Below are 22,136 nucleotides of genomic sequence, written 5' to 3'. Positions count from 1 at the left end.
GCGGTCGGGATCGCTCAGGTCCCGAACGCGCGCAACGCGGCCCGCGCCGCCCCGCACAGCTCGTCGTCCTCCGGTACGGATTCCCAGCCGCCGTGCCGGACCGGGCGCTCATCGGCGGCCAGCACGGCCCGCAGGACCGGTGCCGCCGCGGCGGCCGGCGGACCGATCTCGGCGAGGTGGTGGACGGCGGTGATCGTCGCCCGGTAGGCGTGCCTGCCCTGCTGCAGCGGGCTCAGAAGCCCGAGCAGCGCGGGTACCGCCTCACCGCTCTCCCCGGTGATCCGCCACAGGGCGTAGCCGCACCTCAGCGGCAGCCATCCCTGCTCGCGCTCGGGGAGCAGGGCCCGGATCCGGTCGGCGTACGGCGCCGCGGACGGGCCCAGTTCGCCGAGGAAGTCCACCGCCTCCTCGCGGCCCCAGCGCGCGCCGAGCTTCGGCAGCAGCACATCGAGCGCGGGCTGCGGATCGCCGGTCAGCCGCCAGTAGGCCCTCCGAAGCCGGGGTACGGCGAAGTCCTCACCCGGTGCGTCGATCAGCGCCCGCAGGCGGGTGCGAGGGACGGCGCCGACCGCCGCCGGGCCGATCGCGGCGAGGGCCTCGAGCGCCCAGACCGCCGCGTCGGTGTCCAGCAGCGGCAGCAGCTCCGGGACGGCGGGCGCGGCTGCCGCACCCCACGCCGTCACCACCTGGCACAGGGCCCGCCGTTCGTCGTCGAGCGTCGCCGCCGAGAGCCGCCGCCGCAGCGGCCCCAGCAGTTCGTCGGCGCACCCGGCCAGCGGGGAGAGGGCGTCCAGCAGCGCCAACCCGTACATCCACCAGCCGTCGGCGTGCGACTGGCACAGGGCGAAGCCGAGCCGGCCCCCGGAGAGCCGGTCCGCCAGGGGACCCACGCAGCGCCGGTCGCCGAGCCGGGCGAGTGCCCACACGGCGGTGGACCGTGCGTCCGCGTACACCTCGTCGCCCGAGCGCAGCGCCGCCAGACCGTCGGCCCACGGCCGGGCGGCCTCGCCGCACATGCCGAGCACCCGCGCGGCGAACTGCCGGTTCTCCGGCTCGGTGTCGGTGAGCAGCGCCGCGACGGCGGGCAGCAGCACGGGCACGGTGGAGCGCCAGGTGCTGATCACCTCGGCGGCGGCCCGCAGCGCGCCGGCCCGGTGATCCGCCGCCGGATGGCCGAGGAGCCGCAGGGACAGCTCCGTACGCGCCTCGCGGTCCGGTCCGAACGCCTCGGCCGTGCACGGCACCAGCCCCCTCGCGTTCCGGGATCCCGCTCTGCGTCCCGGTCCGTCGAACCGGACATCCCGCAGGACCGCCGCGGCCGTCTCCAGATGTTCCGGGTCCCGCTGCTCCGGGAGGGCCCGGCGCAGCGCGGTGACCGCCGCGAGCCGTTCGGCCGGGCGGCCCCGCGCGGCGATGTCCCGCAACCGGTCACGGGTCGAGGTCAGTCCGGGCGCCCGGAGCAGCAGCCGGCCGGCCGCCTCGGCGAGCTCCGTCCGGACCTCGCGGTCCGGCTCCACGTCCGACCGAGCCCACAGCGCCCCGGTCACCGCCTCCGCCTCCGCCTCCGCGTGCGACAGCGGCCCGGCGACCGCCCGGCGCACCTCCGGATCGGGGTCGTCCAGCAGCGTGAGCAGTACGGGCAGCGCCCCGGCCCACGCCGCGGACCAGCCGGGGTCGACGAACCGGCGCTCCGCCTCCCAGCAGCCGACCCGGGCCAGACCGCCGACGAGGTGGAGCAGCTTCGCACGGACCGTCACCACCGGGTCGGCGGCCGTCGCCACCAGATGCCGCAGCAGCGGGGGCGCCGCCGAACAGATCTGACCGCCCTGGTGGTAGACGGAGACGTGCATCTGCTCCACCGCGTCATCGGCGCGCTCCGGCGCGTACACGTCGCGCACCCAGCCCGGCACCTCGGCCGCGGAGCCGTACACATGGTCCAGAGCGGCCCAGTCGGTCCGGTCCAGTCCGTCGAGCGTGCGGGGGCCGGCAGGTGTGGCGGTCATGATCCGGATTCTCGCAGCCGAGACCCGGCCCCCGCGCCCGCCTTTCTCACCCCTTGAGCGCCGCCTTCATCATCTTCTGCGCGATCGGCGCCGCCAGTCCGTTGCCGCTGACCTCCGAGCGGGCCGAGCCCGAGTCCTCGACCACCACGGCGACCGCGACCTGCTTGCCGGTGGACCGGTCCTTCGCGTACGAGGTGAACCAGGCGTACGGAGTGTTGCTGTTGCCCACGCCGTTCTGTGCCGTGCCCGTCTTCCCGCCGACTTCGGCACCGTCGATCCGGGCATTCGTGCCGGTGCCCTGCTCGACGACGGTGACCATCGCGCTGCGCAGCTGCTCGGCGGTCCTCGCGGAGACGACCCGTTTCGTGTCGCCGTCCGCGAACTTCTGCAGAGCGGTGCCCTCCGAGTCCGTGACCGCGGACACCATGTGCGGCGCGGCCAGCTCGCCGCCGTCGGCGAGGGCCGAGGAGACCATGGCCATCTGCAGCGGGGTCGCGGTGACCTCGAACTGGCCGATGCCCGTCAGCGCCGTCGACGACCTGTCCATCCCTGACGGGTAGACGCTCTGCGAGGCGCGCACCGGCACATCGAGCTTCTCCGTGTTGAAGCCGAACTTCTCCGCCATCGCCCGCACCTTGTCCTGGCCGAGATCGGCGGCGACCTTCGCGAAGACGTTGTTGCAGGAGTACTGGAGAGCCGTACGCAGCGTGGCGTTCTCGCAGGGCGCGGAAGCGCTCTCGTTCTTCAGGACCGTTCCGGTGCCCGGCAACGTGTACGGATCCGGGCTGTCGGTGCGCTCGTCGACCGAGCTGTAGAGGCCGTTCTCCAGCGCCGCGGACGCCACCACCAGCTTGAACGTCGAACCGGGCGCCAGCGGTTGCCGCAGCGCACGGTTGACCAGCGGCTTGTCCGGATCGGCGAGCAGCTTCTGCCAGGTGTCGCCGTCGTTCGTCCCGCTGATCCGCGAGGGGTCGTACGAGGGGGTGGAGACCATCCCCAGGATCTTCCCGGTCGACGGGTCGATGGCGACCGCCGCCCCCTTGTCGTCGCCGAGCGCCGCGTACCCCGCCTTCTGCACATCGGGGTCGATCGTCGTCAGCACACTGCCGGGCGCGGTCCGCTTGCCCGTGACCACGTCGGCCGGATTCCTCAGCCGGTCGTCGGTGCCGTCCAGCACATGGCTGTAGATCCCTTCGAGCTGGGTCGCTCCGTACGCCTGCGAGCTGTACCCGGTGACGGCGGCGTAGAGGTCGCCCTTCGGATAGGTGCGCTTGTACGCGAGATCGCCGTCACTGGTCCTCTCCGAGCCGGTGACCGGTGATCCGGCCACGATGATGTCACCGAGCGGCTGCGCGTACTGCGCGATGGTGTTCCGCCGGTTGTGGTCGTCGTCCGCGAGTGCCTGGGCCCGGTAGGTCTGCACCCAGGTCGCCCGCCCCAGCAGGGCGAGGACCAGGAGCAGACAGAAGACCGAGGCGCGCCTGATAGTTCTGTTCATCCCGCTGGAGGGACGAGCGGCGGTGCCCGGCACGTTCCCGTCTGTGCCGCTTCTCACCGCTTTCTCATCCGTGCGTTCCGGGTCGTACCGCCCGCACCCGGCTCTCAGCCCAGCGTGAAGAGCAGCTCGTCGGTCAGCTCGCCGCGGGCGTTCGCGAAATTCCGGTCCTTGCCCGTGACGGTGAACCCGCACTTGCGCAGCACCGCCACCGAACCGGTGTTGTCGGCCGCCGCCCCGGCGTGCAGGGGCCGTTCCGGTACGGCGGCGAGCAGCGCCCGCAGCGCAGCCGTCGCGTACCCGCGCCCCCAGTGCGCCCGGTGGATCCAGTACATGACCTGCCGGTCGCCCTCGGGCCCGTACACCCCGGTGTTGCCCACCACCTCACCGTCGGCGAGCACCGTGCGCAGCACGACGGAGGAGTCGGCCCGTATCCGGGCCCAGTGGGCGTCGAACGCGGCCCGGTCGTCCGGGTCCTCGGCGGTGAAGGCCGCCATGCGGACCGACTCCGGGTCGGACATGTACGCGTGGAAGAGCGGTAGATCGGTGTCGCGCACCTCGCGCAGCGTCACCTCGGCCGGGCCCACGGGTCAGAGCCTGCGGGTGGCGAGCGTCAGCCGGTCCCGCGCGTCGAACAGCGCGTCCTTGACCATCTGCTCGTGCGCCGGGGTGAGCCGGGCGACCGGAACCGAGCAGCTGATCGCGTCCCGGGCCGGGGTCCGGTACGGGATGGCGACCCCGAAGCAGCGCAGCCCCAGCGTGTTCTCCTCGCGGTCCACCGCGTACCCCTGCTCGCGGATGAGGTGCAGCTCCTCGATCAGCTTCTCGCGGTCGGTGAGGGTGTGCTCGGTCAGCGCGGGCAGTGTCTCCGGCAGCATCTTGCGGACCTGCTCGTCGCTGTGGGTGGCCAGCAGCGCCTTGCCGAGCGAGGTGGAGTGTGCGGGCAGCCGCCGACCGACCCGGGTGAAGGGCCGCAGGTAGTGCTGGGACTGGCGGGTGGCGAGGTAGACCACGTTCGTGCCGTCGAGGCGGGCGAGGTGGATGGTCTCCGTGGTGTCGTCGGAGAGCCGGTCCAGCGTCGGGCGGGCGGCGGCGACGACCTCGTCACCGTCGATGTACGAGGTGCCGACCAGGAGCGCCCGCACGCCGATGCCGTACCGGGTCCCGGTCGCGTCGGTCTCCACCCAGCCCAGTTCGACCAGGGTGCGCAGCAGCATGTAGAGGCTCGACTTGGGGTATCCGACTGCTTCCTGCACCGCCGCCAGCGAGTGCATGCCGGGACGGCCGGCGAAGTATTCCAGCAGTTCCACCGTCCGTACCGCGGACTTGACCTGTGCCCCACCTGACTCGGCAACCGACATCGCCCTACGCCCCTTCCAGCCCACTTACGAAACCCTGCGACTTCTTGCCAACACTGAACGGCCGGAAATAGAGTCGCCGCATATTCACGATCAGGAACTCTGTTCAGAATACCGAACAACTTCTGATGTGTGGCAGTGGAGCGGAAGGAAACACGGTGGCAGCAGCACCAGTCTGGAGCGTCGACCCCCGAACCGGGAACCCGCGTGAGCAGGTTGCCGTGGAGGCTACAGCGGAGGAGGTCGACCGCGCGGTCAGAGCGGCACACGCGGTACGGGAGTCGCTCGCCGACCGAACCGTACGCGCCGCGTTCCTGCGCACCGCGGCCGATCTGCTCGCCGAGGCGGGGGAGCACGTCATCGAGGCCGCCGACGCGGAGACCGCGCTCGGCCCGGCCCGGCTCACCGGCGAACTCGCCCGCACCGCCGCCCAGCTGAGGGCCTTCGCCGAGGTCGTCGACGAGGGCGCCTTCCTCGACATCCACATCGACCACGCGGACGACACCAGGACCCCGCCCTGGCCCGACCTGCGCCGCTACAAGATCCCGCTCGGTGTCGTCGCCGTCTACGCGGCCAGCAACTTCCCGCTCGCCTTCTCCGTGCCCGGCGGCGACACCGCCAGCGCCCTGGCGGCCGGCTGCCCGGTCGTCGTCAAGGCGCACCCCGACCACCCCGCCACGTCCGAGCTCTGCGCCTCCGTGCTGCGCAGGGCCGCCGCCCAGGTGGGGCTGCCCGAGGACGTGCTGATCCTGGTGCACGGCTTCGAGGCCGGCGTCGAACTGGTCAAGCACCCGCTCGTGGCCGCCGCCGGGTTCACCGGCTCGGTCCGCGGCGGAAGGGCGCTCTTCGACGCTGCGGCCGCCCGCCCCGCCCCGATCCCCTTCCACGGCGAACTCGGTTCCCTCAACCCCGTCGTCGTCACCGAGGCGGCAGCCGCCGAGCGCGGCGAGCAGATCGGCGCCGGGCTCGCGGGCTCGATGACCATGGGCGCCGGCCAGTTCTGCACCAAGCCCGGCTTCGTGCTGGCCCCCGCGGGTGAGACCGGCGACCGGCTGCTGAAATCGCTGACCGAGGCGGTCAGCGACAGCGAGGCCGGAGTCATGCTCGACCACCGGATGCGCGACGCCTTCCTCGCAGGCGTACGCGAACGGGCCGAACTGCCCGATGTCGAAGCCCCGGTCACCCCCGGCGCGGGCGGCGAACACACCGTGTCCGCAGGCTTCCTGACCGTACCGGCGCAGCTGCTGGCGGCCGAGGGGCCGCACGACGCGCTCCTGGAGGAATGCTTCGGGCCGGTCACCGTCATCGCCCGGTACGGATCCGAGGACGAGGTCACCGCCGTCCTCTCCCGGCTCCCCGGCAACCTCACCGCCACCCTCCAGATCGCCACGGAGGGTGCCGACGCCGACGCCCCCGGACTCCTCGCGGCCCTCACCCCGCTGGCCGGCCGGGTCCTCGTCAACGGCTGGCCGACCGGTGTCGCCGTCGCTCCTGCCCAGCACCACGGCGGCCCCTACCCGGCCACCACCTCCACCTCCACCTCGGTCGGCGCCACCGCGATCGAGCGCTGGCTGCGCCCGGTCAGCTACCAGACGACGCCGGAGGCCCTGCTGCCGCCGGAGCTCCGCGAGGACAACCCGCTGGGTCTGCCGCGCCGCGTCGACGGGCGTCGCGCATGACGGTGGACCTGCCCGAGCTTCCCTTCGAGCTCAGGCCGCTCGGCCCCGAAGGGGAGTGGACGTACCGCGACGGCGTCCTGACCGGCCGGGCGGGCGCCCGGCAGGACCGGTTCGTGCCGCCCGGCGGCGATGCGCTCGAACCCGCGGCCGACGCGCCGCGGCTGCTCGGCGCCCCGCCGCAGGGCGACTTCCAGCTGATCGCCCGGGTGAAGGTCGGCTTCGCCGCGGCCTTCGACGCCGGAGTGCTCTATCTGCACGTCGGGGAACGGGAGTGGGCGAAGCTCTGCCTGGAACTCTCCCCGGACCGCCCCACGGTGTGCACGGTCGTCACCCGTGGCCACTCCGACGACGTCAACTCCACCGTCGTGGAGGGCGACAGCTTCTGGCTGCGGCTCAGCCGCACGGGCAGGGCCTTCGCCTTCCACTCCTCCGCCGACGGCGAGAAGTGGACCTTCGTCCGCACCTTCGCCCTCGGCGACGTGGAGGCGACGGCGGCGGCGTCCGTCGGCTTCATGGTCCAGTCGCCGACCGGCGGGGGCTGCGAGGTGGCGTTCGACCGGATCACGTTCCGCCCGGAGGGGCCGGCAGACCTGCGCGGCGGCGTCTGAGCGCTTGGGGTGGGGCGCCGCGGCGGCCCTGTCCCCGGGCGGGGGTTTGTCCTCAAGCGCCGGACGGGCGTGGGCGTTCTCCCGGTCCGGGGCGAGAAAACAGGCACCCCGGACCGGAGGAGCACTGCCCACCGAGGCGGCCGAGGCAACCGCGGGCCGGTCCGCCGCGTCCCTTCCCGCATGATCAGAACAGCCACGCCCGTCGATCTCGACGCCATGGTCCAACTGCACACCGAGGCCCGCGCCACCTACTACCGGGGGCACCTCCCGGAGGAGGAGTACGCGGGCGCCGCGGAGGTCGGGCGCAGCCGCGGTGGCTGGTCCCGGGCGATAGACCGCCCCGACGCCACCGTGCTCTGCGCCGAACGGGACGGTGTCCTCGTCGGCATCGCCGCCTACGCCGTACGCGAAGGGGACATGACGCTCACGCAGCTCCATGTCGCGCCGGCCCACTGGCGCACCGGAATCGGTACGGAGCTCCACACCGCGTGCGTCGACGCCTGGCGGCTGGCCGGGGTGGACGCCGCCCGGCTGGAAGTCTTCGTGCACAACACCCGCGCCCAGGCCTTCTACGTCCGGCACGGCTGGACCCCCGACCCCGGGCGCCCGCAGCACGGCACCCATCTGTCGCTGCGGCTCGCGGTGGCACGCTGACCCCGGAGTGCCTCGGCGGAAGAGCGGGCCCCGGTACGCAGACAACAGGGCCGACGGGGGCGCGCGAAGGGACCGGACGCCGGTGCGCTGCAGCCGCTGCCGAGCCCGCTGGACCGGGCCATGCTGTGACCGGGTGACCGGCCCGGTCCGGCGGTACGGGAATGACCGGGTCCGGACGCGTGTTCCGGGGAGAGCGGAGGGTCCCTCCGCGCTGCCCGTACGCGAACCGTGCGGGCCGAACCACATTCCGGAGAGAAGAAGAGTCATGCGCGTCGAGATCTGGAGCGACATCGCCTGCCCCTGGTGCTACATCGGCAAGGCCCGCTTCGAGAAGGGCCTGGCGGGGTTCGCCCATCGCGACGAGGTCGAGGTCGTGCACCGTTCCTTCGAGCTCGACCCGGGCCGGGCCAAGGGCGACACCGCGCAGGTGATCGACATGCTGGCGCAGAAGTACGGGCGTACCCGTGAGGAAGCCCGGTCCATGGAGGCCGACGTGGCGGCCAACGCACAGGCCGAAGGGCTCGGCTACCGGACCGAGGGGCGCGATCACGGCAGCACCTTCGACATCCACCGGCTGCTCCACCTCGCCAAGGCCCGCGGTCGCCAGGACGAGCTGCTGACGCTCGCCTACCGGGCGAACTTCGCCGAGGAGCGGTCCGTCTTCGACGACGACGTGCTGGTCGAGCTCGCCGTCGAGGCCGGTATCGACGGCGGCGAGGCGCGCGCCGTGCTCGCCGACCCGCAGGCGTACGCGGCCGAGGTGCGGGCCGACGAGCAGGAGGCATCCGAACTGGGCGCCAACGCCGTGCCGTTCTTCGTCCTCGACCGGCGGTACGGGATCTCCGGTGGCCAGCCCGCCGAGGTCTTCGCGCAGGCGCTGGAGCAGGCGTGGAAGGACCGCCCGCTGACCGCCATCGGTTCGGACGGGGCGGCCTGCGACGCCGACGGGACGTGCGAGGTCCCGCAGACCGGCGCCCAGGGCTGACCCGTACCACCCCGCCCAGCGGCACGCATGAGCACTGCTGGGGAGTTCCCCTCAATTCTTCGTGATTGACGATGAGTTGAGGGGGATCCAGGGTAGGTGCATGGAGACCTCCTCGCTCGTCCAGGTGGCAGGCGCCGAGTTTGCGCCCAAGACCACGTATCTCAACACCTCCAGCTGCGGGCTGCTGCCCCACCGCACCGTCGAGGCGGTGAAGGCGCTCGTCGACGAGAACGCCTCGGGCACCGGCTCGGGTGCGGGCAGCTTCGAAGTCGTGGACGCCGCGCGGTCCCGGTTCGCCGCGCTCGTCGGCGTCGGCCCCGACCGGGTCGCCATCGGCAGCTCGGTCGCCGTCCACGTCGGTCTCATCGCGGCCTCGCTGCGGCCGGGCGCCGAAGTGCTCCTGCCCGAAGGGGAGTTCAGCTCGGTCGTCGGCCCGTTCGCGGCCCGCGGGGATCTGCGGACGCGGTACGTCCCGCTGGACGGCATGGCCGAGGCGATGCGGCCCACGACCTCGCTCGTCGCCCTCTCCTCCGTGCAGTCCGCCGACGGCCGCCTGGCCGACCTCGACGCGGTCCGCGCGGCGGCCGCCGCGCACGGGGCCCGGGTCCTTCTCGACGCCACCCAGTCCGCCGGCTGGCTGCCGCTGGACGCCGGAGCGTACGACTACACCGTCACGGGTGGCTTCAAGTTCCTGCTCTGCCCGCGTGGTACGTCGTTCCTCACCCTCACCGAGGAGGTGCAGGATTCCCTGCCGCCCCTCTTCGCGGGCTGGGTGGCCGCAGAGGACCGCTGGAACAGCACCTACGGTCCGATCGACCGGCTCGCGGCGACCGCACGCCGCTTCGACGAGGCACCCGCCTTCCTCGCGTACCACGGGGCCGAGCGCTCCCTCGCGCTGCTGGCCGAGATCGGCATCGATGCCGTGCATGCCCACAACACCGCACTCGCCGCCCGGTTCCGTACCGGGCTGGCCGCGATCGGTCACGAGCCGGTGCCCGGCGGGACCGCGGTCGTCGCCGTACCGGGGCTCGGCAGCCGGGAGCCGGCGCTGGCACGGGCCGGCATCACGGTCTCGGACCGGGCCGGGAACCTGCGGGTGGCCTTCCACCTCTACAACACGCAGGCCGACATGGACCACGCGCTGGAGGTGCTGGCGGGCTGACCGGCCGCCCCGCTTCCGGTCAGCCGCCGCCGGGGCAGTCCCCGGCCTGCCGGGAGAGGTTCTCCTCGACCTTGGCGAGCAGCCGGGCCAGCTCGGTGCGCTCCGTCGCGTCCAGGCCGGCGAGCGTGTGCTCCTCCAGATCCGTCCAGGCCCGCTCCACGTCGGAGTGGAGTGCGCAGCTGTCGGCGCTCGCCTCGACCAGGACGGCCCGCCGGTCGCCCGGGTCGGGGCAACGGCTGACGTGGCCGGCCTGTTCGAGCCGCTGGAGCATCTTGGTGACGGTCGACGGGTCGAGGTCGACCGCCTTGATCAGCTCCGACTGCCGCACCGCGCCCGTGTCCCACAGGTGCATCATCAGGAATTCCTGGCCGGGGTAGAGCCCGGCCCGCCGGAGCGCCCGGCCCGCAGCGATCCGGTGCAGCCGGGCGACGCGCGAGACGGCGTGACTGACCGGCCCGCCGCGGGCTGCGCTCGGCAGCTCGGTACAGACGGGGTCGACGGGTTCGGCCTTCATGGGGACTCCTCGTGGCTGCTTTCCGCCAGGTTCAGGCAGCTGTCCAAGACTTTACCTTGGTCGGCCAAGTAAATGCGTTACAGTGGCGCCGCCGCATTTAATTGGCCGACCACATAATCTCTGGGGGTTTCCGTGACCACCGTATTCGACCCGATCGACCTGTCCGGCACACAGCTTGCCAACCGCATCGCCATGGCCCCGATGACCCGCAGCCGGGCCGGTGAGGGCGGGACCGCCACCGATCTCACGGTCGAGTACTACGCGCAGCGCGCCTCGGCCGGGCTCATCATCACCGAGGGCATCCAGCCGTCGGTGGTGGGTCAGGGCTACCCCTTCACCCCGGGGCTGCACAGCGCCGAGCAGGTCGCGTCGTGGCGCAGGGTCACCGACGCGGTGCACGCGGCGGGCGGCCGGATCTTCGCCCAGATCATGCACGCGGGCCGGATCGGCCACCCGGTCCTGCTGCCGGACGGACTGACCCCGGTCAGCGCCTCCCCGGTCAGCGCCCCCGGCCAGGTCCACACCCACGTGGGACCGAAGGACTTCGTCGAGCCGCGCGAGCTGACCGGCGACGAGGTCCGGCAGACCGTGGCCGACTTCGTGTCCGCCGCCCGCAACGCCGTCGACGCCGGCTTCGACGGGGTGGAGCTGCACGGCGCCAACGGCTACCTGATCCACCAGTTCCTCGCGCCCAACACCAACCTGCGCACCGACGAGTGGGGCGGCTCCGACGAGGCCCGCATCCGGTTCGCCGTCGAGGTGGTCAGGGCCGTCGCCGCCGAGATCGGCGCGGCACGGACCGGGCTGCGCATCTCGCCCGGAAACCCGTACAACGGCATCGACGAGCCCGCGCCGGACGCCGTCTACACCGCGCTGGTGCGGGAGATCGAACCGCTCGGCCTCGCCTATCTGCACATCATGGAGGCGGTGGAGATCCGCGAGCTGACCCTCACGCTGCGCAAGCAGTTCTCCGGCACCCTGGTCGTCAACGTGCTGACGGACGGACCGACCGGACCGGACGACCACTCGGTGATCGACGACGGGATCGCCGACATCATCTCGTACGGCGCCCTCTTCCTCGCCAACCCGGACCTGCCCGCCCGGCTGAAGGCAGGCGGCCCGTTCAACACCCCGGACCCGTCCACCTTCTTCGGCGGGGACGCGAAGGGGTACGTCGACTACCCGGCGCTGGGAGCCTGAGGGCCTACGCCGAATCCCGGCGCACCAGTTCGGTGGGGAGGATCACCGCGGACGGCTCCTCCCCGCCGATCCGGGCCAGCAGCACCCGTACCATCTCGGCGCTGATCCGGTCCCACGGCTGCCGGATCGTGGTCAGCTCGGGCCGGGACGCGAGCGCCGCGGGCGAGTCGTCGAAGCCGCCGACCGCGACATCCTCCGGCACCCGCCGCCCGGCTTTCTCCAGCGCGGCCAGCACGCCCTGCGCCATCAGGTCGGAGGCGACGAACACCGCGTCGAGGTCGGGGGCCCGCTCCAGCAGCAGCGCGGCGGCCGCCTCGCCGCTCGCCCGGCTGTAGTCGCCCGGGACGATCAGCGCGTCGTCGGCGGGCAGCCCGCACTCGGCGAGCATCTCGCGGTAGCCCGCCAGCCGTTCCACGCCGCCGGGGGTGTCCAGCGGGCCGCTGACCGTACCGATCCGGCGGCGCCCCGACCCGTACAGATAACGCACCATGTCCCGGGCGCCGTCCCGGTCGTCGGCCGCCACATAGCTGACCTTCGAGCCCTGTCCGAGCGGCTTGCCGCAGGCGACGAGCGGGACCCCGGCCTCGTGCAGCCGGGCGGCGACCGGGTCGCCGGAGTGACTGGAGACCAGCAGCACCCCGTCCACATGACCGGCGATGTACCGCATGTTCCGGCGGCGTTCCGCCTCGGTCCCCGCGATCATCAGCAGCAGCGGGATGTCGTGCGCGGCGAGCGCGGCGGTGCAGCCCCGCAGCAGCACATTGAAGTTCGGGTCCTCGAAGAACCGCTCCTGCGGCTCGGTGAGCAGGAACGCCACCGAGTCGGAGCGGCCGGTGATCAGTGACCTGGCGTGCCGGTTCACCGTGTAGCCGGTCTTACGGATCGCGGAGTTGACCGCATCGAGCGCGGCCGGGCTGACGTTGTGCCCCCCGTTGAGTACCCGCGAGACCGTGCCGCGCGAGACCCCGGCCTCCCGTGCCACGTCGTGGATGGTCGGCGGCCTGCGGCGTCCCGTGCCGGACTGTCCGTGCCGGCCGGGCTGCCCGGGCTGTTCTGTGCGGCTCATGGTGCATGATCTTTCATCAATGGAAGCCCTGGCGGGGACCGGTCAGGACTTTACGGCGCCGGAGAGCAGGTCGAGGCTCCAGAAGCGCTGGATGACGAGGAACAGCGCGATCAGCGGGACGATCGCCAGCAGCGCCCCCGTGATCACCAGGGTATAGAGGGCCGGGGTGGTGGAGCCCTGCTGGAGCAGGGTGTAGAGGCCCAGGGTGACCGGGAACTTCTCGTCGTCACCGAGCATGATGTACGGGAGCAGGAAGTTGTTCCAGATCGCGACGAACTGGAACAGGAAGACGGTCACCAGACCCGGCAGCATCATCGGCAGAGCGATGGTGCGGAAGATCCGCCACTCGCTGCCGCCGTCCATCCGTCCCGCCTCGATCACATCGCCCGGTACGGCGGAGGCCGCGTAGATCCGGGCGAGATACACACCGTACGGGGACAGGATCACCGGCAGCAGGACCGAGAGGTAGGAGTCCGTCAGGTCGGCCTCGGCCAGCAGCAGGTACTGCGGTACGGCGAGGATCACCGGCGGCATCAGCACGCCGGCCAGCAGGATGTTGAAGATGCTCTCCTGCCCGCGGAACCGGTACACGGCCAGGGCGTACCCCGATACCGCGGAGACGGCCGTGGACAGCAGGGCGCCGGCTCCGGCGTAGAACGCCGAGTTGGCCATCCACTTCCAGTACACACCGTCGCGGTACGCCGACAGATCGGCGACGTTCCGGCGGAAGCCGGTGCCCGGCAGGAACGTGAAGGTGGAGAACAGCTCGCTGCCGGACTTGGTCGAGGCGACCAGTACCCAGGCGACGGGCAGCAGGCAGTAGAGCGCGCCGAGGAGCAGCGCGGCGGTCGGCACGAGCGCGAAGCGGCGCGGACCTGCGGGGGTGGATGCGAGGTGCGGCGTACTCATCGGGAATCTCCCTTCGGCGTACGGGAGTTGGCCGCCCTGAGGAAGCCGAAGGACAGGGCCAGGGTGGCGACGGCGATGATGACCGCCTGAGCGGCCGCCGCGTAGATGTCGTTGTTGACGAAGGCGTCCTGGTAGACCTTCATCAGCGGACTCCAGGTGGTGGAGAGCGAGTTGGTGAGCGGCTTCAGCGTCGTCGGCTCGCTGAACACCTGGAGCGTCGCGATGATCGAGAAGAAGAACGTCAGGACCAGTGACGGCGCCACCATCGGGATCTTGATCCGGAGCGCGATCTGCAGTTGCGAGCAGCCGTCCAGCCGTGCCGCCTCGAACACCTCGCCCGGGATCGCCCGCAGCGAGGTGTAGATCACGATCATGTTGAAGCCGGTGCCGCCCCAGACCGCGATGTTGGCGAGGGCGAGATACAGCGGCCCGCCGTCGAGCAGATCGGGCTGCGGGAGCCCCGCCCTGCCGAGAAGGTAGAAGAAGGGGCTGACGTCCGGGAGGTAGAGGAAGCCCCACATGAGTGCGGCGACGACGCCCGGGATCGCGTACGGCAGGAAGATCGCGAGCCGGGAGAAGCCCCGCAGCCGGAGCCGGTCGGTGTCCAGGAGCAGGGCGAACAGCAGGGCGAGGCCGAGCATCACGGGGACGACGATCACGCCGTAGCCGAGGATGCGCAGCGCGCCGTGCAGCAGTTCCGAGTCGGAGAGCGCGCCGGCGTAGTTGGCGAAGCCGGCCCAGATCTCCTTGCGGGCGCCTCTGCCCAGACCCAGCCCCTCGACCTCGGTCCTGCGGAAGCTGAGGTAGAGCGCGTACCCGATGGGAAGGGCGAAGAAGAGCAGGAAGAGCACGATGGCGGGAGCCAGGAAGGCGTACGGGGCGCTCTTGACCCCGTACGCACTCCTGCGGCGTGCGCGTGTCACTCGGAGACTCCGAAGCCCTGCTTCTTGAGGTCGGCGACGGTGGCGTCCTGCATCGCGGTCAGGGCGGGCCCGAAGTCCGACCTGCTCTTGGCCGCTTCGGCGAAGTTGTCCTTGAAGGCGGTGTACGCGACGTTCACGTTCGGGCCCCAGGCGGCGGGGGCGGTGCCCTTCGCGATCTCGGCGGCCTTCGTGTAGAAGTCGGACTGGTTGGAGAAGTAGTCCGGGGCCTGGGCGAGCGCGCCCCCGGTCTGGGCGACCGTGGCGGCGGGGTAGATGCCGCTCTCCTTGACCAGCGCGGCCAGCGCCTCGGGGTTCGTGTTCAGCCACTTCGCGAAGGTCGCGGCGGCGGCCTTGTTCTTGGAGTCGTTGGTGACGGCGGTGGAGGAGCCGCCCCAGCTTCCGGTGACGTTCTGGCCGGCCGTCCACTGGGGGAGCGGGGCCATGGCCCACTTGCCCTTGGTGTCGGGCGCCGCCGTGGTGAGGGTGCCGGGCGCCCAGACCGCGCTGACCCAGGCGATCTGCTTGCCGGTGTTGAGCGCCTTGTTCCAGGCCGGGGTGTACATCGGCTGGTTGTCGATGGCGCCCTCCTTGACCAGACCGCCCCAGAAGTCGGCGACCTTCCGCGTGGCGGCGTCGTCGATGGCGACCTTCCACTTGTCGCCGCCGGTGGTCCACCACTTCGCCCCGGCCTGCTGGGCGAGGCCCGCGAAGAGACCGGAGTCGTTCGAGGAGAACGTGGTGAGGTCCTTGCCCGGCGCCTTCTTCTTCAGCGTGCGGGCCGTCTCGGCGAACTCGTCCCAGGTGGTGGGCACGGACAGGCCGTACTGCTTGAACAGGTCCTGGCGGTAGTAGAACATCAGCGGGCCGGAGTCCTGCGGTACGGCGTACAGGGCGTCCGATCCGAGGGTCGTCTGCTGCCAGATGCCGTCGGCGAACTCGCCCTTCGCGTCGCCAGCCTCCTTGGATATGTCGGCGAGCACATCGTTGGAGACCAGGGTGGGGAGCGCCTGGTACTCCGCCTGTACCAGGTCGGGGGCCTTGTGGGCCTTGGCCGCTGTGATGATCTTGGTGACCAGGTCGTCGCCCGACGCCTGCTTCTTCACCGTGACCTTGACACCGGTCTTCTTGCCCTCGCCCGCGTTCCAGATGTCCGCGACCTTGTCCAGGCCGGGCGCCCAGGCCCAGTAGGTGAGTGAGACGGGGCCGGATGCGGCCGGGCCGTCCCCGCTGTCGCCGTGCGACGAGCCGCAGCCCGAGAGCAGGCCGGTGGCGGCGAGTGCAGCGGCCGTGGACACCGCGACGATGCGGTACTTCATGGAATTCTCCCCTGACGAGAAGCGAGGGTGCAGCGCCGAGATGCGCTGTGAGCGTTCACAGTAGAGAAACGAATCCGACGCTTGTCAATGGTTGTTGCTGTGCGGTTATGTTGGCTCTGCGCCACCCAGAGTGTGTGTGCACGTTCCCAGAAGTTGTACCAAAGAGCCCAGGAGACCCCCATGCCGCACACCGCGCCCGAGCCTGCCCCGCACGGTCTGCGCAAGCTCGCCTTCGGCGGCGACTACAACCCCGAGCAGTGGCCGGAGGAGGTCTGGCACGAGGACGTGGCCCTGATGCGGGAAGCCGGCGTGACCATGGTCAGCGTCGGGATCTTCTCCTGGGCGCTTCTCGAACCGGAGCCCGGCGCATACGACTTCGGCTGGCTCGACCGGGTCCTCGATCTGCTGCACGAGGCCGGTATCCGGGTCGACCTCGGCACCCCCACCGTCGCCCCGCCCGCCTGGTTCTACCGCGCCCACCCGGAGGCCCTCCCGGTCAGCCGCGAGGGTGTCCGCTACGCCTTCGGGTCACGCGGCGCGATCTGCCACAGCAACCCCGCCTACCGGTCGGCTGCGGCGAACATCACCGAACAGCTCGCCCGCCGGTACGCAGACCATCCGGCGCTCGCGATGTGGCACGTCCACAACGAGTACGGCGTTCCGGTCAGTGCCTGCTACTGCGACAACTGCGCCGCTCACTTCCGCCGCTGGCTGGTAGGCCGCCACGGCGGCGTCGACGCCGTCAACGAAGCCTGGGGCACCGCCTTCTGGGGCCAGGGCTACCGCAGTCTCGACGAGATCGACCCGCCCCGCGCCACTCCGACCGTCGCCAACCCGGCGCAGCGCCTGGACTACGCCCGCTTCGCCGACGCCACCATGCGCGAGAACTTCTGCAGTGAACGGGACATCCTGCACCGCCTCGCCCCCGGCATCCCGGTCACCACCAACTTCATGACCGCCCTCAGCCAGTGCGACTCCGTCGACTACTGGGCCTGGGGCCGCGAGACCGATCTCGTGACCAACGACCACTATCTGATCACCGACGGCCGCCGCACCCATGTCAATCTCGCGATGGCCGCCGACCTCACCCGCTCCGTCGCGGGCGGTGCACCCTGGCTGCTCCTGGAGCACTCCACCAGCGGCGTCAACTGGCAGCCCCGCAACCCCGCCAAGCGCCCGGGCGAGATGGCCCGCAACAGCCTCGCCCATGTCGCGCGCGGCTCCGACGGCGCCATGTTCTTCCAGTGGCGGCAGTCCCGCAGCGGCGCGGAGAAGTTCCACTCGGCGATGGTGCCGCACGCCGGTACGGACTCCCGGGTGTGGCGCGAGGTCTCCGGGCTCGGCGCCGACCTCGGCCTGCTGAGCGGCATCCGCGGGACCCGAACCGTCGCGGACGCGGCCATGCTCTGGGACTGGCAGTCCTGGTGGGCGCAGAAGCTGGAGTGGCGCCCGAGCGAGGACCACGACGCCCGCGAGCGCGCCGACACCTTCTACGCCTCGATGTACGACCGCCACCTCACCGTCGACTTCGCCCACCCGGACGCCGATCTGTCCGGGTACCCGCTGGTCGTCGTCCCGGCCCTCTACCTCGCCACCGAGGAGACCGGCCGGAACCTGCGGAGCTACGTCGAGAACGGCGGCACGCTCGTCGTCTCCTACTTCTCCGGCATCGTCGACACCCAGGACGCCGTGCACCCGGGGCCCTACCCGGGCGCCCTGCGGGACGTACTGGGGCTGACGATCGAGGAGTTCTCACCGCTCGGCGAGGGCGGGACGGTCCGCCTGATCACGCCCGAGGGCGCCACCGAAGGTCCGGAGCTGACCGGCGACCTGTGGTCGGACGTGGTGATCCCGCGCGGCGCCGAGACCGTCTGGTCCTACGCCGACGGCATTCCCGCGGGCCGCCCCGCCGTCACCCGGCACCGCCTGGGCAGGGGCACCGCCTGGTACATCTCCACCCGGCTGTCCGGACCCCACCTCGACGCCGTCCTCGACCGGGCCTGTGACGACGCCCGGATCGCACCGCGCACCGGCCTCCCGCATGACGTCGAGGTCGTACGCCGCACCGGCGGCAGCGGCACGTACCTCTTCGCGATCAACCACACCGGGGACGACGCGAAGGTACTGCTCGACGGCCCCGGCACCGAACTCCTCACCGGCGAGCACACCGTGGGCCGCCTCGCCGTTCCGGCGGGCGCGGTCCGGGTCGTCCGCCTCGACGGCTGAGTCGCCCAAGCCCCGCAATTCCCGCGCAACGGTCGAAGGGACATCGACGATGTACGGAAAGACGCACGGAAAGCCACCTGGACGCGCGCGAGCGGCGGTGGTGTCGGCCCTCGCCGGCCTGCTGTTCGCCGCACTGCCCGCCCAGGCCGCCCACGCGGCCACCACCCCCACCGACACCGGCTTCGAATCGGGCAGCACCGGCTGGTCGGCCTACTCGGCAGACGGCCGGACCGACGCCTCCTTCACCGAGGCGGGCGGCCACGGCGGCAGCAACCGGCTGACCCACTGGTCCGCTTCGGCCTACAAGGTGGAGACCTACCAGTACCTCTCCGGGCTCACCGACGGCACGTACACCCTGAGCGCCTGGGTCCGCTCCAGCGGCGGCCAGAACTCCGCGTACATCGCCCTGCGCAACTGCGGAAGCGCCGAACAGCGCACGGACCTGCCACCGACCGCGAACGGCGCCTGGATCCGTCTGGTCACCTCCGTCAAGGTGACCGGCGGAGCCTGCACGATCAGCCTCGACTCCGATGCGCACGCGGGGGAGTGGGCAAACTTCGACGACATCTCCTTCACCTCGGGAACGACCGGCCTCACCGTCAAGGGCGGTGACCTCTCCACCCTCCCGAAGAACGAGGCGCACGGCGCGACCTACCGGGGCGCGACCGGAACGGCCGGCGAGGCGATGAGCATCCTCAAGGCCTCCGGGATGAACTACGTCCGCCTCAAGGTGTGGGTGGACCCCGCCGACGGATACAACGACAAGACCCATGTCCTCGCCATGGCCAAGCGCGCCAAGGCCCTCGGCATGAAGGTGCTCATCGACTTCCACTACTCCGACAGCTGGGCCGACCCGGGCAAGCAGAACAAGCCGGCCGCCTGGGCCGGCCATACGTACAGCCGGCTGAGGACGGACGTCTACGACCACACGTACGACGTGCTGAACGCCCTCAAGGCGCAGGGCACCACGGCCGACATGGTGCAGATCGGCAACGAGATCAACGCCGGGATGCTCTGGCCGGAAGGCTCCACCGACAACTGGTCGCAGCTGGCGGGTCTGCTCACCTCGGGCGCGAACGCAGCGAAGGCGGTCTCGTCGAGTACGAAGGTCGCGCTGCACCTGGCCGAGGGCGGCGACAACGCGGGCACCCGCTGGTGGTTCGACAACGCCGTGTCGTACGGGGTGCCGTTCGACGTCATCGCGCTCTCGTACTACGGCTACTGGCACGGACCGTTGTCCGGCCTCCAGGCCAACCTCGACGACGCCGCCTCGCGGTACGGCAAGCCGGTGCTGGTCGCCGAGACGGCGTACGCCCACACGCTGGCCAACGGTGACGCGCTGGAGAACAACATCGCGACACCGGACCAGCTGGTCGCCGGCTATCCCGCCACACCGGCCGGTCAGGCGGCGAACCTGCGGGACGTCATGAACGTCGTCGAGGCCGTCCCGAACGGCCGTGGTCTCGGCGCCGTGTACTGGGAGCCCGCCTGGACCGCCGTCAGCGGCAGCGGATGGGATCCGGCAGACCCCGCGTCCGGCAACGCGTGGGAGAACCAGGCGTTGTTCGACCACAACGCGACGCTGCTCCCGGCAGCGAGCTGGTTCTCCCACCGGTAGAAAGCTGGGACGTCAGGCGGCGTCGAGCGGCGCGCTGCGCCACTTCCACGAGGTGAGGCGCTCCCGCCCGGGCAGCTCGGTGCGGCCGGTGGACCAGAGCAGCACGGTCCACCGGTCGGCGTCGTCCGGGGCGTCCGGGAAGAGCCGGGCCAGCACGCGGTCGCACAGGTCGGCGGGCGGCGCCCAGGAGATGTCCAGGCCCTGGACGACATCGTGGGTGTGGACCAGGGTCTCCACGATGCCCATGGCCGCGAAGCCCTCCGGGTCGGACACCCCGTACGAGTGGTAGGAGCGGACGTCCGCCGCGGTCGTCCGCACCATCGCAGTCAGCAGGGCGCCGCTCGCCTCCAGGGTCTGGAGCAGGCCGACCGGTCCTGCGTCGGGGTTCGCGAAGATCGAATTCGCCGGGCCGCCCTTGCGGTCGGCTCCCCAGCGGAACGGGACCTCGCGGTCCAGTGGCGGTCGCTTCGGGCCCAACTGGGCCGCATAGGCGAAGAGATCGTCGTTCAGATGCTCCACGGTCTCCCAGGAGTCCCACTCCAGCGACCCGGCGGGTGCCCGCCAGTGGTCCTCCGGAACCTCACGGAGCGCGGCGAGCGAGAGGTGGACCGCGGTGGTCACGTCGTCGGCGGTGACCGGCAGCCGGGCGGCGGTCAGCGTGGCCAGCTCGACGGCTCCGCACTCCACGCAGAACTCGTTGCCCTCGGGGTCGGCGAGGGTCGCCCAGCCCCGGCCGTTCGGCCTGCGGTGGTCGCCGACGAGGGTGGCGCCGAGGGCGAGCAGCCGCTCGACCTCCTCGTCACGCGTGCGGTCCTGCGGCTGGATGTCCAGATGGACGCGGTTCTTGACGCTCTTGGGTTCGGGCACCGTGACGAACAGCAGCTTGACCCCGGGCGTCTCGACGAGCGCCTCGGGATCACCGGGCCGGTCGTCGTCGTGGAGCGCTGCGCCGAGCACCTCGGCCCAGAAACCGCCGAGCCGGTAGGCGTCGGCGCAGTCGATGGTGACGTGACGTACGAGTGAAGTCATGCTCTCACTCTCGCTGTTGGCGGACGTCCCGGTCCACCGGGTTGTACCGGTGGGCGGGGACGGCCAGGACCGTCCCCGCCCACCGCGCCACCGCCTCAGCCCACCGGTGTGAACTCACGCGCACCGATGAACTCCGGGCGCCTGGCCGGCGCCGCGAACGGCTCCTCGGCCGTGTTCTCCACGCTGTTGAAGACGATGAAGACATTGCTGCGCGGGTACGGGGTGATGTTGTCCCCCGAGCCGTGCATGCAGTTGCAGTCGAACCAGGTCGCCGACCCGGCCGGGCCCGTGAAGAGCCTGATGCCGTGCCGGTCGGCCATCCTGGTCAGCGCCTCGTCGGACGGGGTGCCTGCGTCCTGCGTCTTCAGCGACTTCTTGTAGTTGTCCTCCGGCGTCGCGCCCGCGCAGCCGAGGAACGACTTGTGCGAGCCGGGCATGATCATCAGCCCGCCGTTGGTGTCGTGGTTCTCGGTCAGCGCGATCGACACGGACACGGTCCGCATGTGCGGCAGACCGTCCTCGGCGTGCCAGGTCTCGAAGTCCGAGTGCCAGTAGAACCCCGAAGCCCCGAAGCCGGGCTTGACGTTGATCCGTGACTGGTGGACGTAGACGTCCGAACCGAGGATCTGGCGGGCCCGGCCCACCACACGCTCGTCCTCGACCAGCCGGGCGAACACCTCGCTGATCCGGTGCACCTCGAAGACCGACCGGACCTCTTGCGACGACGGTTCGATGACGGACCGTTCGTCGGCGCGGACCGCGGGATCGGCGATCAGCCGGTCGAGTTCGGCCCGGAGGACGGAGACCTCGTCGGGCGTGATCAGCTGGTCGACGGTGAGGAAACCGTCCCGCTCGAAGCCCTGCAGGTCCTTCACGGCGACCGGACCCGGGGCGCCCGGGGTGGACCAGATGACCGGGTCCTGGCGGGGAGTCGCCATCTCGGCCGCGCCCCGGCTGGGGTACAGGTCGACACGCACGTCGGTGGTCATGGTTCAGCCCTCCTCGGTCAGCAGCGGGTAGACACCGTTCTCGTCGTGGTCCTCCCGTCCGGTGACGGGAGGGTTGAAGACGCAGACGCAGCGGAAGTCGGTCTTGGGGCGCAGGGTGTGGTGCTCGTGCCCGTTCAGCAGATACATCGTGCCCGGGGCTATCCAGTGCGTCTCGCCGGTGTCGTCGTCGGTCAGCTCTGCCTCGCCCTCGGTGCAGAGCACGGCCTCGATGTGGTTCGCGTACCACATGGACGTCTTCGTGCCCGCGTACAGCACGGTCTCGTGGAGTGAGAAGCCCACCCCCTCCTTGGCGAGCACGATGCGCTTGCTCTCCCAGGTGCCGGAGGCGGCCTTCACATGCCGGTCGGTGTTCTCGATGTCACTGAACGATCGGACGATCAC

General features: G+C 71.3%; 20 protein-coding genes. 8 read left to right on the top strand and 12 right to left on the bottom strand.

The features are described from left to right. Window positions 1–14: 14 nt before the first annotated feature. The 4 genes from ACFVXE_RS03255 to ACFVXE_RS03240 all read right to left on the bottom strand — a co-directional run bounded on the left by ACFVXE_RS03255 (window position 15) and on the right by ACFVXE_RS03240 (window position 4,859). Window positions 15–2,003: a hypothetical protein gene (locus ACFVXE_RS03255; protein WP_389668670.1), complete on the bottom strand. Its 1,989-nt coding sequence runs from the start codon at window positions 2,001–2,003 to the stop codon at window positions 15–17. A 46-nt stretch (window positions 2,004–2,049) separates the two neighbouring features. Then, on the bottom strand, window positions 2,050–3,501 hold the full coding sequence (locus ACFVXE_RS03250) for a peptidoglycan D,D-transpeptidase FtsI family protein (RefSeq protein WP_389668668.1): 1,452 nt from the start codon (window positions 3,499–3,501) through the stop codon (window positions 2,050–2,052). A gap of 104 nt (window positions 3,502–3,605) precedes the next feature. Beyond that, entirely contained in the window at window positions 3,606–4,085 is a 480-nt protein-coding gene (locus ACFVXE_RS03245; RefSeq protein WP_389668666.1) for a GNAT family N-acetyltransferase, read from the bottom strand. Between the two features lie 3 nt (window positions 4,086–4,088). Then, window positions 4,089–4,859 carry an IclR family transcriptional regulator gene (locus tag ACFVXE_RS03240; protein WP_037691667.1) on the bottom strand — a complete coding sequence of 257 codons (771 nt, stop codon included), beginning with the start codon at window positions 4,857–4,859 and terminating at the stop codon, window positions 4,089–4,091. Between the two features lie 155 nt (window positions 4,860–5,014). Between ACFVXE_RS03240 and ACFVXE_RS03235 the strand changes: the two genes are divergently transcribed. The 5 genes from ACFVXE_RS03235 (at window position 5,015) to ACFVXE_RS03215 (ending at window position 9,944) form a co-directional block, all read left to right on the top strand. Beyond that, window positions 5,015–6,535 (top strand): aldehyde dehydrogenase (NADP(+)), encoded by a 1,521-nt coding sequence (locus tag ACFVXE_RS03235; RefSeq protein ID WP_389668664.1) that lies wholly within the window; start codon window positions 5,015–5,017, stop codon window positions 6,533–6,535. Beyond that, complete coding sequence (locus ACFVXE_RS03230; RefSeq protein ID WP_389668662.1) at window positions 6,532–7,143, top strand: DUF1349 domain-containing protein; 612 nt, start codon at window positions 6,532–6,534, stop codon at window positions 7,141–7,143. The genes ACFVXE_RS03235 and ACFVXE_RS03230 overlap by 4 nt, the downstream gene beginning before the upstream one ends. A 180-nt stretch (window positions 7,144–7,323) precedes the next feature. Then, window positions 7,324–7,797 carry a GNAT family N-acetyltransferase gene (locus ACFVXE_RS03225; RefSeq protein ID WP_389668660.1) on the top strand — a complete coding sequence of 158 codons (474 nt, stop codon included), beginning with the start codon at window positions 7,324–7,326 and terminating at the stop codon, window positions 7,795–7,797. A 265-nt stretch (window positions 7,798–8,062) separates the two neighbouring features. Beyond that, entirely contained in the window at window positions 8,063–8,782 is a 720-nt protein-coding gene (locus ACFVXE_RS03220) for a DsbA family oxidoreductase (RefSeq protein ID WP_389668658.1), read from the top strand. 100 nt (window positions 8,783–8,882) lie between these two features. After that, entirely contained in the window at window positions 8,883–9,944 is a 1,062-nt protein-coding gene (locus ACFVXE_RS03215) for an aminotransferase class V-fold PLP-dependent enzyme (RefSeq protein WP_389668656.1), read from the top strand. A gap of 19 nt (window positions 9,945–9,963) precedes the next feature. On the opposite strand, the gene ACFVXE_RS03210 is transcribed toward ACFVXE_RS03215, so the two are convergent. Continuing rightward, window positions 9,964–10,458, bottom strand: coding sequence for a MarR family winged helix-turn-helix transcriptional regulator (locus tag ACFVXE_RS03210; protein ID WP_389668654.1), 495 nt, complete (start codon window positions 10,456–10,458; stop codon window positions 9,964–9,966). Between the two features lie 132 nt (window positions 10,459–10,590). Here ACFVXE_RS03210 and ACFVXE_RS03205 point away from each other — a divergent pair, with 132 nt between their 5' ends. After that, a complete protein-coding gene (locus tag ACFVXE_RS03205) occupies window positions 10,591–11,658 on the top strand; it encodes an alkene reductase (RefSeq protein ID WP_389668652.1) in 1,068 nt (355 codons plus the stop codon). A 4-nt stretch (window positions 11,659–11,662) separates the two neighbouring features. On the opposite strand, the gene ACFVXE_RS03200 is transcribed toward ACFVXE_RS03205, so the two are convergent. Genes ACFVXE_RS03200 through ACFVXE_RS03185 form a run of 4 tightly spaced genes read right to left on the bottom strand, consistent with a single transcriptional unit; the run spans window position 11,663 to window position 15,872 of the window. Then, entirely contained in the window at window positions 11,663–12,724 is a 1,062-nt protein-coding gene (locus ACFVXE_RS03200) for a LacI family DNA-binding transcriptional regulator (protein ID WP_389668650.1), read from the bottom strand. Between the two features lie 42 nt (window positions 12,725–12,766). Then, the gene (locus ACFVXE_RS03195; RefSeq protein ID WP_389668648.1) at window positions 12,767–13,633 is read right to left on the bottom strand and encodes a carbohydrate ABC transporter permease; all 867 of its coding nucleotides are present in this window, start codon (window positions 13,631–13,633) and stop codon (window positions 12,767–12,769) included. Then, entirely contained in the window at window positions 13,630–14,556 is a 927-nt protein-coding gene (locus ACFVXE_RS03190; protein WP_389668646.1) for a carbohydrate ABC transporter permease, read from the bottom strand. The genes ACFVXE_RS03195 and ACFVXE_RS03190 overlap by 4 nt, the downstream gene beginning before the upstream one ends. Further along, a complete protein-coding gene (locus ACFVXE_RS03185; RefSeq protein WP_389668644.1) occupies window positions 14,553–15,872 on the bottom strand; it encodes an ABC transporter substrate-binding protein in 1,320 nt (439 codons plus the stop codon). Before ACFVXE_RS03185 ends, ACFVXE_RS03190 begins: the two co-directional genes overlap by 4 nt. 180 nt (window positions 15,873–16,052) lie before the next feature. Between ACFVXE_RS03185 and ACFVXE_RS03180 the strand changes: the two genes are divergently transcribed. Both ACFVXE_RS03180 and ACFVXE_RS03175 read left to right on the top strand, forming a co-directional pair. Next, window positions 16,053–18,098 carry a beta-galactosidase gene (locus ACFVXE_RS03180; RefSeq protein ID WP_389668642.1) on the top strand — a complete coding sequence of 682 codons (2,046 nt, stop codon included), beginning with the start codon at window positions 16,053–16,055 and terminating at the stop codon, window positions 18,096–18,098. A gap of 49 nt (window positions 18,099–18,147) precedes the next feature. Then, window positions 18,148–19,716, top strand: a complete 1,569-nt coding sequence (locus ACFVXE_RS03175) for an arabinogalactan endo-beta-1,4-galactanase (RefSeq protein WP_389668641.1) — start codon at window positions 18,148–18,150, stop codon at window positions 19,714–19,716. Between the two features lie 12 nt (window positions 19,717–19,728). Here ACFVXE_RS03175 and ACFVXE_RS03170 read toward each other — a convergent pair whose 3' ends face one another. From ACFVXE_RS03170 to ACFVXE_RS03160, 3 genes are all read right to left on the bottom strand, one after another. Continuing rightward, entirely contained in the window at window positions 19,729–20,745 is a 1,017-nt protein-coding gene (locus tag ACFVXE_RS03170; protein WP_389668639.1) for a VOC family protein, read from the bottom strand. A 95-nt stretch (window positions 20,746–20,840) separates the two neighbouring features. Further along, entirely contained in the window at window positions 20,841–21,734 is an 894-nt protein-coding gene (gene thpD, locus ACFVXE_RS03165; RefSeq protein ID WP_389668638.1) for an ectoine hydroxylase, read from the bottom strand. A gap of 3 nt (window positions 21,735–21,737) precedes the next feature. Continuing rightward, entirely contained in the window at window positions 21,738–22,136 is a 399-nt protein-coding gene (locus tag ACFVXE_RS03160; protein ID WP_389668636.1) for an ectoine synthase, read from the bottom strand.

This window comes from Streptomyces sp. NPDC058231, from assembly GCF_042882275.1.
GTDB lineage: Bacteria > Actinomycetota > Actinomycetes > Streptomycetales > Streptomycetaceae > Streptomyces.
The sequence above is the reverse complement of the archived record's forward strand: the minus strand, read 5'-3'. Positions and strand labels throughout refer to the sequence as shown.